Source organism: Candidatus Paracaedibacter acanthamoebae, from assembly GCF_000742835.1.
Lineage (GTDB): Bacteria > Pseudomonadota > Alphaproteobacteria > Paracaedibacterales > Paracaedibacteraceae > Paracaedibacter > Paracaedibacter acanthamoebae.
The window spans coordinates 2,269,479-2,282,208 of the sequence record NZ_CP008941.1 but is presented as its reverse complement, the minus strand read 5'-3'; the positions used below and the strand labels follow the sequence as shown (position 1 = coordinate 2,282,208).

Annotated in this window: 8 protein-coding genes and 1 other RNA gene; 5 read left to right on the top strand and 4 right to left on the bottom strand. The window is 40.4% G+C overall.

What is annotated here, in order from left to right; genetic code table 11:
* Positions 1-302: 302 nt before the first annotated feature.
* Positions 303-2,642, top strand: a complete 2,340-nt coding sequence (locus ID47_RS10560) for a penicillin-binding protein 1A (RefSeq protein WP_051908849.1) — start codon at positions 303-305, stop codon at positions 2,640-2,642.
* A 73-nt stretch (positions 2,643-2,715) separates the two neighbouring features.
* On the opposite strand, the gene ID47_RS10555 is transcribed toward ID47_RS10560, so the two are convergent.
* The 4 genes from ID47_RS10555 to ID47_RS10545 form a co-directional block, all read right to left on the bottom strand.
* The gene (locus ID47_RS10555; protein ID WP_038466365.1) at positions 2,716-3,036 is read right to left on the bottom strand and encodes a YbaB/EbfC family nucleoid-associated protein; all 321 of its coding nucleotides are present in this window, start codon (positions 3,034-3,036) and stop codon (positions 2,716-2,718) included.
* A gap of 9 nt (positions 3,037-3,045) precedes the next feature.
* Entirely contained in the window at positions 3,046-4,707 is a 1,662-nt protein-coding gene (locus ID47_RS10550) for a DNA polymerase III subunit gamma/tau (protein WP_038466362.1), read from the bottom strand.
* Positions 4,708-4,761: 54 nt separating this feature from the next.
* Positions 4,762-4,858: signal recognition particle sRNA small type (gene ffs, locus ID47_RS12520), an RNA gene on the bottom strand.
* A gap of 18 nt (positions 4,859-4,876) precedes the next feature.
* Positions 4,877-6,139: an MFS transporter gene (locus tag ID47_RS10545; protein ID WP_038466360.1), complete on the bottom strand. Its 1,263-nt coding sequence runs from the start codon at positions 6,137-6,139 to the stop codon at positions 4,877-4,879.
* 153 nt (positions 6,140-6,292) lie between these two features.
* On the opposite strand from ID47_RS10545, the gene ID47_RS10540 reads away from it, so the two are divergent.
* From ID47_RS10540 to ID47_RS10525, 4 genes are all read left to right on the top strand, one after another.
* Positions 6,293-7,048, top strand: a complete 756-nt coding sequence (locus ID47_RS10540) for a hypothetical protein (RefSeq protein WP_038466357.1) — start codon at positions 6,293-6,295, stop codon at positions 7,046-7,048.
* Positions 7,049-7,181: 133 nt separating this feature from the next.
* Positions 7,182-9,368, top strand: a complete 2,187-nt coding sequence (locus ID47_RS10535) for a coiled-coil domain-containing protein (protein ID WP_156956742.1) — start codon at positions 7,182-7,184, stop codon at positions 9,366-9,368.
* Positions 9,369-9,752: 384 nt separating this feature from the next.
* The gene (locus tag ID47_RS10530; RefSeq protein ID WP_038466354.1) at positions 9,753-10,469 is read left to right on the top strand and encodes a hypothetical protein; all 717 of its coding nucleotides are present in this window, start codon (positions 9,753-9,755) and stop codon (positions 10,467-10,469) included.
* 84 nt (positions 10,470-10,553) lie between these two features.
* The gene (locus ID47_RS10525) at positions 10,554-12,713 is read left to right on the top strand and encodes a coiled-coil domain-containing protein (protein WP_156956741.1); all 2,160 of its coding nucleotides are present in this window, start codon (positions 10,554-10,556) and stop codon (positions 12,711-12,713) included.
* Positions 12,714-12,730: the final 17 nt, after the last annotated feature.

Below are 12,730 nucleotides of genomic sequence, written 5' to 3'. Positions count from 1 at the left end.
TGTCTGGAAAAAGGGTTTAGAGTAAGGAATATTCCTCAGAAGTCCTCGTCCTAGCTAGAGCAGAGTACACTCATAAACTTAGAGTTAAAAATCAATATAAATACAACTGTTGGTTGATTCTCTATATAAATCAAAACAATATGCTACCTTCCTCATATGGAAAAATAGGGGCTCTTTCCAAAATTTTACATCTTATCTTAGTAAGTAAAGTAGGAGAGAGTTTTTCTCATCCCTACCCGCCCCTTCCCCTTCTCTAAAAAACTTGGCATACTTTGGTAAGAAGCCAAATTTTATGATAAATTATGTCTAATCGTCCCATTTTAACAGCCTGTATCCGTGTCCTCTCTGGTCTTTGCCTAAGCATAGCTGCAATCGTGGCCGTTTGTTTATTCCTCTTCATTCACTATGGTCAAGGGCTACCAGAATATGATTATCTTCAGGATTATGAGCCACCCATGATGAGTCGGCTGTATACGAGTGATGCGCAGCTCTTACAAGAATATGCTGTTGAAAAGCGTTTGTTTGTGCCCTTTCATCAAATTCCAGAGTTAGTTAAAAATGCCTTTATGGCGGCTGAGGATCGTAATTTCTACTACCATTTTGGTATTGATATCTTAGGAACATTGAGGGCAATTTTGACCAATACCCTGACCAATTCTTGGGGCAGTCGCCCGACCGGCGCATCAACCATTACCCAACAAGTTGCTAAAAACTTTTTAGTGGGAAGTGAACGCTCTCTGGATCGCAAAATCAAGGAAGCCATTGTAGCGATGCGTTTAGAATTTAGTTTGGCCAAGGATCGTATTTTTGAACTTTATCTTAATCAAATTTATTTAGGAGCCGGAACCTATGGTATTGCTTCTGCCTCCCTCACTTATTTTGATAAAGAGCTTGATGAATTAACTATTGATGAAGCAGCCTTTTTGGCGGCCCTGCCCAAAGCGCCCACAACGCTTACTAAAAAAGAAGATATTTCTAAAGCTGAAGGCCGTCGCAATTGGGTTATTGATCGTATGGTCCAAGAAAATATGATTTCTCCTAAGGCAGCTGAGGAAGCAAAAACTCATTCTCTCATCTTTCGCAAGCACCGGGAAATTCCTGTTAAGGCCGACTACTTTACGGATGCAGTGCGTCGGGAATTAATTCAGCGATTTGGTAGCAATCCAGTGCATCAGGGTGGCATGACGGTTCGCACCACCATGGATGTGGCCTTACAAGAATTAGCTGAAAATTCTTTGAAAAAGGGCTTGCTTGCTTATGATCGTCGGCATGGATGGCGGGGTGCCCTGGCTCAATTGAGCTGGGATAAAGCAGAAAAAAGTAAGCCGTGGTTGAAGGGTCTGAAAAAACTTAAAAAACCACTCGGTAGTGGCAGTTGGGATCAAGTGGTTGTAATAGAGGTGGAATCCCATAAAGCCCGTATCGGCTTTTCCAATGGTGCCGAAGGTTTTATTACTTTAAAAGATTGCAGTTGGGCAGCTCCTTGCCTGGTGGGACAAAAAATTGGACCAGCCCCTCGCCATATGAAAGAGGTGGTTCGACCGGGGGATGTGATTCTTGTGAGCCAACAAGAGGCTGATCAATTTAAATTAGAGCAAATTCCTAATGTAACAGGTGCTTTGGTGGCCATGGATCCCAAGACGGGACGAGTTTTAGCTCTCGCAGGGGGTTATGATTTTGATATGAATCAATTCAATTGTGCTGTCCAAGCCTCTCGACAAATTGGCTCGTGCTTTAAGCCTTTTGTCTATTTGGTGGCCCTGGAACATGGTATGACCCCTAACACCCAGATTTTAGATGCCCCCATTAGTATAAGCCTGGGTGGCAAGCGCGGGTTCTACACCCCGCAGAATTATAACCGGCGCTATTTGGGGCCATGTTCTTTGAGGGTTGGATTAGAGCAATCCCGCAATGTGATGACCATTCGCTTAGCGCAAAAGGTTGGCATGATTCCCATTATTGAGTGCGCTAAAAAATTTGGCATTACCAACCATATGCCTAAACAATTAGCTATGGTTCTCGGTGCTGGCGAAACAACTGTCGTCCGTCTTGTTGCTGCCTATGCTTCTCTGGCCAATGGAGGATACCAGGTAACGCCTCACACCGTGGATTGGACTCAAGATCGGTATGGTGAAACACTATACTCAATCACCGAGCCTTTACAAAAGCCCCAACAGATAGCATCGGATAGCGCAATTAAACAGCTTACGTCTATGCTGAGGGGAGTCACTCAAAACGGTACTGCCCGATCGCTTGCAACCCTGGAGACTGAGGTTGCCGGCAAAACGGGATCAACCAATAATTATAATGACGCTTGGTTTGTGGGGTTTACTAAAGATCTAGTTGTTGGTGTCTTTATGGGATTCCCTCAACCGCGAACATTAGGAGAAGGAGAAACGGGTGGGCGCCTAGCTGTTCCTATCTTTAAGAATTTTATGGAGCAAGCTTATGAAAAACGAGAAAAAATAAAATTTGATGACCCTACTATCGAGATAGCATCGGTTGCTGCAGTGGATGAAGAAAGCTATATTTTTGAAGAAAATCAAGCAACTGATTTTGAAAGTGTTGAAGATGCTTCGGAAATTGATATGAAAGAAACAGATAACATCATCTCTGAGATTACAGATATTATAGAGGATTGATGGATTTAGGATTCTTAAAAAGCCCCGGGTGGGGCTTAACTTTATTGATCTTAAAAGGGGATGCCTTTCTTAATCAAAATGGTAATTTCATACCAGGTATATTCATCCCCCCAGTAATTTTACCCATTTCTTCTGACATTTGAGATTCTAGTTTTGATTTTGCATCATTAAAGGCAGCGACAATCAAATCTTCTAAGACGTCGATTTCTTGAGGATCCACTAATGAAGGATCGATTTTAAGACTGCGCATTTCGCTCTTGCCATTGATAGTCACTTGGACAAGCCCAGCACCCGACGCTCCAATAATTTCAGTTTGTTCCATCTTTTGTTGCATGTCAGCCATTTTTTGCTGCATTTGCTGAGCCTGCTTCATTAATTGTCCGATATTTTTCATTATATACTCCTAATGTATTGTCTCTTGTCGTTCAACTTTAGCGGTGAGGCCAGGAAATTGAGTCATCATTTCTTGAATGAGAGGATGGTTGAGAGCTGATTGCTCTAATTGCTGCATCTGCTGACGGTTTTGTTCAACAACAGTTGCAGCCCCTCCTTCCGCAACAATATCAATATCCCACTTTTGGCCTGTTTGTTGATGTAACAAATTTTGTAATTGAGTTGGAAGCGTAGAAGGAGCCTTATCCCCAAGCCTTAACACAATTTTGCCTGTACTAAAAGAAACTAAATGAATGTCTTGCATTAAATTACTGTACAATAAGGGCTCTCTTGACTGAGCAACTATTTTCAAAACATCTTGAAAGATCTCAGGCATGGGCTGTAAGAGGGACGTTACGGGCACGCCACTCAGCCCTGCAGGCCTACTGATCGGCATAGCCATCGCTTGGGGGAGGGAGGAAGTGACAGATGCTGCACCTCTTGGCGCCGACATCCCGCCGCCTGCGGCTCCGCCACCGGAAGTCAATTTCAACAAATCTTCAGCCGACGGCAAATCACTTAAATAAGCTAAACGAATCAAAACCATTTCCACAGCTTGATTCGGCAACGGGGACCGCGCCACTTCTTCATATCCCTTGGATAACACTTGCCATGCCCGCATGAGAATAGGCATTGATAATTTGTTAGCCAACTCTCCCCCTTCCCGGCGATCTGATTCCGGCCAGGTTATATCCGTCAAAAGAGAGGTATTAATTTTAAGACTGGTCACCCAATACACTAAATCTAAAAGATCATGCAACAACACGGTCGGCTCGCTTCCGCGCGCATATAGATCTCGCACCTCGGCAATAACCTCGGCAATTTTTCCTTCCATTAATAAATTTAAAAGGATAAACATGCGGCCCCGATCAACCACCCCCAACATATCCCGAACAATGTCCGTGGTGACTTGGGACTGTGACAAAGAAATCGCTTGATCTAATAAAGATAGCCCATCCCGCGCCGATCCATCAGCTGCTCTTACTAATAAAGCCAACGCTTCGTCTTCAATCGTTGCCTGCTCTTTCGCACAAATTGTTTTGAAGTAATCAAATAGAATCGTTGGCGTAATCCGCGCCAAATCAAACTTCATACACCGAGATAAAACTGTCTCAGGAATTTTTTTCAATTCCGTGGTGGCAAAAATAAATTTTACATGTGGCGGCGGTTCTTCCAACGTTTTAAGAAGGGCATTAAAGGCACTTTTGGATAGCATATGAACTTCGTCGATAATAAAAATCTTATAGCGCCCATTGACGGCCTTATAGCGTGCTGATTCTGTTACTTCGCGAATATCATCTACGCCCGTCCGGCTGGCGGCGTCCATTTCAATCACATCCAAATGGCGATCTTCTGTCACAGAAATACAAGAACTACATATCCCACACGGATTGGCTGTCGGGCCGCCTTGGCCATCTGCACCATGACAATTCAACGCCTTTGCCAGAATTCGTGCCGTTGTGGTTTTACCTACACCGCGAATACCATGCAAAACAAAGGCATGGGGCAACCGGTTCGCATCAATTGCTTGGGTGAGAGTTTTAACAAGCAGCTCTTGTCCGACCAACTCACTCATCGTTTGAGGGCGGTATTTGCGAGCTAAAACACGGTAATTGACTGAATTTTCTGACATTGATTAACCTTCGATTATGAAGCGCTTTGAACCATCGCATTTTAGTTCAGTGAGTGGTGGAAGATTGATATGACCCAAACAGGATCCCACGGTGGCTGCTGCCTTCCGGCTCTGACCAGATTAGCAGGGTGCTTGCCCACACAACCTTCCATTTTGAACTATAACAAACCTAAATTGCTTTGTCTTGTATTTTAACAGCCGCGTTCTGACTCGGTAGAAAAAAAGCCAGGATAAAAGATAAAAAGGAAACTAAGATCACCAAGGTCATTGCGTTCTGATAATTATCTATCTGGTATAGAGGCAGCCCATTATCGGTTATTTGACCGTCCCAAAACCACTTAATTAACCCCCCAACCATTTGTTGAATAAAAGCAGCTCCCAGCGTTACCACAAAATTTAAGAAAGCTGTAACAGTAGCAGCGACATTGATATCATTTTCTTGACAGGCCTTGGAAAAGCACAAAATTTCTGTCCCTACAAAAATGCCTAGCAACACCAATAAAATTGATAGCGTTATGGATGACAGATCAGAAGCATAAACGATGATCGCCATCAAGAGAGTAATAGCCGCAGCGGATATTCCAATCAACCACTGAGAACTTTCCAAAATATTGCTCATAACCGCAATAACAATTACGCCGCCGCAAGTACCGATATAAGCTAAAGATAAAAGACTAGCAGCTGCCTCTTTGGTTAAGCCATATTTCATAGTCAAAAAGGAAACACCCCATAAATCGGCAAAAACAGAAATAGGAAGATACATTCCCAACGCCGTAATCGCATATAGCCAGGCAGATCGGCTTTTCAAAACATCTTTGATCTGCCGCATAATTTCTCCTTGATTCAAAGGGTGTCCCTCTGTCATTAGTCGATCTTTCAAAAAGATAATATTAATCAAGAATATGACAAGGCCCAGCCCTGTAAGGTACACCAAACTTTGGCGCCATCCCACCGCTTCCGTCAACTGTGCTAACGGTGCGTATCCTAATAAAGCCCCGATGGTGCCCATACACACCGTTAAGGCAAACCATATAGGTTTCTGGGATACAGGAAACCATTCACTGGTGATTTTACTAACACAGATAAACCCAGCCGCACTACCAATTCCAATTAGAGCACGCCCCACAAAGGCTAAAGATAAATGATGCGTCATACTCACAACAGCCACACCGAGGATACAAGCTGCCAAAGAATACAAAATCATTTTCCGAGCCCCAAATAAATCAGAGATTATCCCGACTGGCATTTGCGCAATCGCATAAAAAAAAGTGGTAGTTGCCACCAGATACCCTACAGATTTAGCATCAAGCGAAAAAGTCAACATTAAATCATCCAGCATTACCCCTGGAGACACGCGCAACAAATACTGATACAGGTAATAGAATACTGCAGCGAACCAAATAATGAGGCCGCGCTTAAACAGTGAAGACATGATATTTGCTTTTAGTAAGTTATGGTAGGGACAGAATACACTATTTCTTGTTAGAACATCAAGTGAAGCGCCTGAAAACCATGGATAGCCTTATGAAAATGACTATTTGGTTCTAGTAATTCGGATCCTAATAAAAACTTAAAGAGGATATTGATGAAACTTAACTATTTTAATTCTACTATTGCCTCTCTTGGTTTCTTATTACTAACCCCCACGCTCGGCCATACTCAAACCCCCGGTGTCCATCAGCCCTATGTTGGTGTAGCCCTCTCATGGGATCATCTTAGTGGCAAGCATTCTGAATCATTATCAAGTTTTATGGGAAAGAATTTAACTTTCTCTCAGGGCCGCTCCTTATCCACCAACCAATTTAACGGTTACCTCTTTTTGGGAACATTTTTTAATTTACAGCAAAATTGGTTTATAAGCCCTGAATGGCAAATTGGCCAAGGCACATTGAACAGGCAACTAAAAAGCACTAGTCGTGACCCGGACATGCTTTTTGCAGAACGTCACCTTAATTCTAAACTCTCTCGAAAAATGACGACAAACTTAGTTTTAAGAGGCGGGAGAAATCTTACAAAATCGGTTCAACTTTATGCTTTAGCCGGTGTCGATGCCAGTCTTTTTAAATACAGCACCATCTATGAGAATATTGATTTTAGTGGCGGCCCTGGTCTCGGATTTAAAACTTTTACCCACTCAAAATGGAAATTTGCTCCCGTTACAGGAATTGGAGTTATGAAGAATTTTGATAAAGCACGGATCGGCATTGAATACAGGCTTGCCTCATATAGTGCCTTAAAAATGAATAGAACCGTCCATACCCAGGGCTCGACAGAAACAAACTCATCAAAAATGAAACCGCGCATTTCATCTCTTATGCTGCGCTGGTCTTATTCACTTTAAATAAAATTTATTATTTATACTAAAAGTAAAAGGAGTTAATTGAGAACATTCTTTCCCTTTTACTTCTATACTAATATTTCTTTATTGTTAATAATAACAACAAAACTAAACAAACAAATATTAGTAATAAATTATGACACTACAACTAAAAATATGGTCTCTTATATGTTTTACCTTATGGGGTTTAGTCTCCTTTGCCATGGAAGAGAGCCCCCGTCCTTTTGATTTTACTCAATTGTCAGGACTGGAACCACAAAAACGCCAAACACTGCATAATTTTTTAACCAGTCTTCCAGAAGAAATATTTGCTCGGGAAAAAATTCCATCCTTAGCAACACCTAGTTTAGCTCTTATCGCCTGTGCAAAAGAAGCGAATCATGCCATTGAAAAGGCAACCCTAACAACACGCAATGAAACGCTTATAGGAAGAATCAGAAGATTGGAAGAAGAGTTAAGAAATACCAGTAATTCCCTCCAAGTGAAACAAATACAACATACTCAAGAAAAAACCCTCTGTGGCACACAAATTGAGACCTTAACAGCAAACAAATTAAGATTAGAAAATCAAGTTAGAACTGGTCGGGGTCAAATGCAAATAGCTCAACAGCAACTTGAGCAAGCAAGAAGGAAGCAGACTGAAGAAAAAATGCGGCTGGAAACAGAAATAAAAAACTTAACAGAAGACAAATCACGTTTAGAATCTCAAATTAAAATGGCTGAGGATGCCTTGCAAATAACTCAACAACAGCTGGAGCAAGTCAAAAATAAGCAAGACGAAGAAAAAATCCACCTTGCAACAGAAGTTAAAACGCTCAAAGAAAAAAAATTAGAGTTAGAAAATAAAATTGAAACGAGTCAAGAGCAGCTTCTAGCAACAAAGCAACAACTTCAGTATATGATAAAAGAGAAAGACGATGAAGAAACACGGCTTAAAACAGAAATTAAGGCCTTAACAGAGGACAAAGTAGAGCTAGAAACACAGCTTAGAATCGCTGAGGACCGGTTGCTAACCACTCAGCAGCAACTTGAGCAAGTGAGAGAAGGACAAGCTGAAGAAAAAAGCCAACTGGAAACAGAAATCAAAAATTTAACAGATGATAAATTGAAGTTAGAAAATAGCATTAAAACAGCTCAGGAAGAGCTCCAAACAACTCAGCAGCAACTTGAACAAGTGAGAGAAGAACAAGTTGAAGAAAGAAACCAATTTGAAACAAAAATCAAAAATTTAGCAGATGATAAACTTGAGTTAGAAGACCAAATTAGAATGGCTCAAACGCAGGTGCAAACAGCGCAGCAACACCTTGAACAAATGAGAAGCGAGCAACACAATGTAGAAACACGGCTTCAAGCAGAAATTAAAAACTTAACAAATGAAAAATTAGAGTTAGAGGCCCAAATTAAAATGGCTGAGGAGGAGGCGCAAACAGCGCAACAACACCTTCAAAAAGTGAAAAGCCATCAAGATGAAGAAAAAAAACAATTTGAGAGTGAAATAGCTGAATTAAGAGAAGCTCAATCAAATGAGAAAAAAGATTTAATAAACTTACAAGATGCCCTCAAACAAGCTAATCATCAACTTCAAATAAAAAAAGAAGAGCTTGAAAAAGCCACAAACGACCATCGGCTCAGAACAATAGAATTCGAGAAAAAAATTTTAGTACTGACCGACTCTTGTTCTACAACTATGCAAGAATTAACAAATTTAAGAGGTGAGCTGCAGCAAGTTCAGGAAAAAAATCAAAGTGAACTTACTCTAATTAAATTGGCACATACAAAACAAACAGAAGAATTTGAGGAGCTGAAAAATCAACTGTCTAAGGCAGAATCTAACTTCCAAGCTACTCTGGATTTAATTAAACAGGAAAAAGAAGAAAGTATAAAGCAGGGGGCAATATTGGAGGCAAGAGTAACGGAACAACTATTGCAGCAGATTTGCAACATGCGTCCCCCTACTAAAACTAGAATTTTACATGCTGAACTTCGACAACCAATAAGGGAGGAGACACCCCAAACAGTAGAGACAGGCCCCTCAATTGTCTCTTTACCCACAACGGAAACGATCGCATCAGTTGTCCCTACACCCCCACCTGAGACACTGCAAAAACTGGAAAACCCCAATCAAGAATTCCCTGCCAACGAAAATATATTAGGGTTGCTTAAGGGGTACTTTTATCAACTTTCTTATACGAACAGAGTAATTTTATGCACTGGTACTACGGCGGGGGTTATTATAGGATCAGTGTTCTTTTTAAAATTTATATTTAAGTCCCCCAAACAGATTACCGCTCCGAAAGAAATTACCGTTCCTAAGAAGCCATAAGCCAGCCAAATACCCGCCTTTACAGCATATTATTATAGCTATCTTTTAAGGGAACAACTATAGAGAGCTATTGAAAGCTCTCCTCTCAATAAAAAAGGCTTTCCCCTTGATAGCTTGCAAACTATTGCTAAAAGATAATTTTACCATTACACTTCAATTATTTACACCCCAACAAACTACAGTCAAAGTTAATTTTAATTAAAATTATGGACAAAAAATAATTTTATTGTTACTATTCCGAACGATAAGCCTGCGAAAGTATGGGCAAAAATCAATTTTACATAAAATTATTGAAAATCCACAATCACAAATAAATAAAGGAAATCGCCATGAAATTAAAATATATTTCATCTTCCCTTGCTTTAATTTTTTTATTCTCCCCCCTTGAATCAAGCTAATGCCGCCGTTTTTGATGAAACTTACGCCGGCTTAGCTGTGGCCTGGGACCACATGGGCGGTAAAAGTTATGGTATTTTAACCAATCCTGCCGGAAACAGATTAGCTTTCTCCAATGGTTTATCTTTATGCGCCAACAAAATGAATGGTTATATATTTTTTGGAACTTTTTATAATTTAAAAAAAATTTCCTTGTTTATCAGTCCCGAATTTCAAATTGGCCAAGGGGATTTCCAGAGTCAAATCAAAAATACTGCCCCTGATCCGAATGTACGTTTAGGCTCTGGTACTCTCCTGCCACGTCGGATGGAACCAAAGCTCCGTCGACAAATGACCACAAGTTTTATTGTGCGCCTGGGGAGTAAAGTCCTCGAATCTTTCGATCTTTATGGCCTTATTGGTACCGATGTTAGTCGTTTTAAATATAGCTATATTGTCGAAAATGTTGAGACCACGTCGGCCGAGATCAATGGCTTCCAAACTTTTATCAAATCCAAATGGAAAATTGCGCCAGTTTTTGGAGGAGGAATCGCCAAGAAAATTGACAAAATCAGAATCGGCCTGGACTATCGTATTGCGTTTTATGGTCCGATCAAAACGTCGAGAACGGTGCAACAAGTGGCAGAAAGAGAGCTAGTATCAACAAAAGTGAATCCCTACATTTCTTCGGTTATGCTTCGGTTATCTTATGCTTTAGGGTGTTAAAACCTTCAGCATTTGGGAAACGTTGCTATGGCGAAGGGGTTGTAAGTCTATAGAAAACCAACAAATTTAATGATGGATATAGAAATGAAAATACGATCTTTAATGTGCCTTGCTTTATTAAGCACAGTTTCCCATACCGCAGAACCATTTAACGAAGTACCCTTTGATTTTGATAGTTTGCGGGGCAAAGGAGCAGTGGCTCAGCAACAAACTTTGGATAAATTTGTAAGAAAATATAACCCATCGCTCCCTACTTATATGACCGTTAGAAATCTGACAATTGAGACCTATAAAATTAACACCTCAATAAAAGAACGACAACAACAATCTCTTCTCCAGCCAAGAGTGGATCCTCGGGTACAGGTCCTGACTGAAAAACTGGGAAGAAAAACGGAAAAACTAACAACCGTGAGACTCCAGCTTGCCACCCAACAGGCAGAATTTAGTCAACTACAAAATCAAGTCAGAGGATTAGAAAATCAAGTTGCGACTTTAACCACCTCGCAGCGCCGTGATCAATTAAATATATCAACCCTTCAGCAACAGCTGGGAGCTGCAAATAACAACTTTAATGCTAAACAACTAGAGCTTACTCAGGTCCACAATACACACGCTCGCCAAGCCCAAGAACTTCAACAGCAAATTACAGCATTGCTAGAAGAGAAAGAAGGTAGTCAAGGGACTTTAGCGAGAGTGACGCATCAACTTAAGACTGCAAGGAGCGAAATTAATGCTAAACAAGAAAGACTAGAGCGTGCTCAAAGTGATTATTATCAGGAAGCTGAGGAACTTCAACAGCAAATTACAACATTGATAAAGCAGAAAAAATCTGATCAGCAAGCTTTAGATGAATTACAACAAAAACTTGAAACTGCGATTAGGGAGAATAATGCTAAGCAAGAAGAACTTGAGCAAGTTCAGCGGGAATATGGGCAGCAAATTACCTTATTAATTCAAAACTTAAATGACTTAACCACAAGCAAACAGCTTGACCAGCAAGCTTTAAATGCTATCCAAGATCAATTAGATATAGCAAATAACCTCCTTAAGAGGAAAGAAGATGAAGTTGCGCACACCAAAGACAAACATGCAGAAAAAATCAAAAAACTTCACGACCAGATTGCCGATTTAATTGAAAGCGGACAACAAAAGCAACAGATTTTAGCTGATACCCAACAGGAACTTAATTCTGCAACAAATGAAATTCTAAATAAACAACGTCAATTTGAAGCAATTCAACAGCTTTATAGGGGGCAAGTTGATAGTTTCGAAGAGCAACTTAGAGAATTAAGAATTTCTAATGCAACTCAACAGCAGACGTTAGAAGAATACCAAATTCAGCTCGAGCATGCAGAAAATAAAATTCTGGAGACCAAACATCAGCTGGCTGAAGTCCAGGAAGCTCGTAAGATTCAAGTCCATAATCTGGAAGAAGAAATTACAAAGTTAATGGAATCTAATGACGTTAAACAGCAGACATTAGAAGAACGACAACTGCAGCTGGAGGAAGCAAAAAATGAGCTGCAACAGAAAGAACTTCAATTTGCTGCTGCTAGAAATGGGCATGAAAATGAAATTTATAGTCTAGAAGAAAAAATTAAAAATCTAATAAAGCTTACAGAAACTCAGCAGCAAACCTCAGACACTCAGCAAATTCAACTGAAGCAAGCAGAAAATAAAATCCAACAAACGGAACATCAGCTGGCTGAAGCCCAAGAAGCTTATAAGCTTCAAGTCCATAATCTGGAAGAAGAAATTACAAAGCTAACCGCATCTAGTGAAGTTCAACAGCAGACATTAGAAGAACGACAAATGCAGCTGGAAGAAGCAAAAAATGAGCTGCAACAGAAAGAACTTCAATTTGCTGCTACGAGAAATGAGCATAAAAATGAAATTTGTAGCCTAGCAGAAAAAATTAAAAATCTAACAGAGCTTACAGAAACTCAGCAGCAAACCTCAGACACTCAGCAACATCAGTTGGAACAAGCAGAAAATAAAATCCAACACACGGAACATCAGCTGTCTGAAGTCCAGGAAGCTCATAAGCTTCAAGTCCATAAGCTGGAAGAAGAAATTACAAAGCTAACAGCATCTAGTGACGTTAAACAAGAGATGTTAGAAGAACGACAAATGCAGCTGGAAGAAGCAAAAAATGAGCTGCAACAGAAAGAACTTCAATTTGCTGCTGCTAGAAATGGGCATGAAAATGAAATTTATAGTCTAGAAGAAAAATTAAAAATCTAATAGAGCTTACAGAAACT

Bases quoted from the DNA above. Each gene is read 5' to 3' on its own strand.
- ID47_RS10545 (WP_038466360.1), bottom strand. From the start codon at position 6,139: ATGTCTTCACTGTTTAAGCGCGGCCTCATTATTTGGTTCGCTGCAGTA.
- ID47_RS10550 (WP_038466362.1), bottom strand. From the start codon at position 4,707: ATGTCAGAAAATTCAGTCAATTACCGTGTTTTAGCTCGCAAATACCGC.
- ID47_RS10560 (WP_051908849.1), top strand. From the start codon at position 303: ATGTCTAATCGTCCCATTTTAACAGCCTGTATCCGTGTCCTCTCTGGT.
- ID47_RS10540 (WP_038466357.1), top strand. From the start codon at position 6,293: ATGAAACTTAACTATTTTAATTCTACTATTGCCTCTCTTGGTTTCTTA.
- ID47_RS10535 (WP_156956742.1), top strand. From the start codon at position 7,182: ATGACACTACAACTAAAAATATGGTCTCTTATATGTTTTACCTTATGG.
- ID47_RS10525 (WP_156956741.1), top strand. From the start codon at position 10,554: ATGAAAATACGATCTTTAATGTGCCTTGCTTTATTAAGCACAGTTTCC.
- ID47_RS10555 (WP_038466365.1), bottom strand. From the start codon at position 3,036: ATGAAAAATATCGGACAATTAATGAAGCAGGCTCAGCAAATGCAGCAA.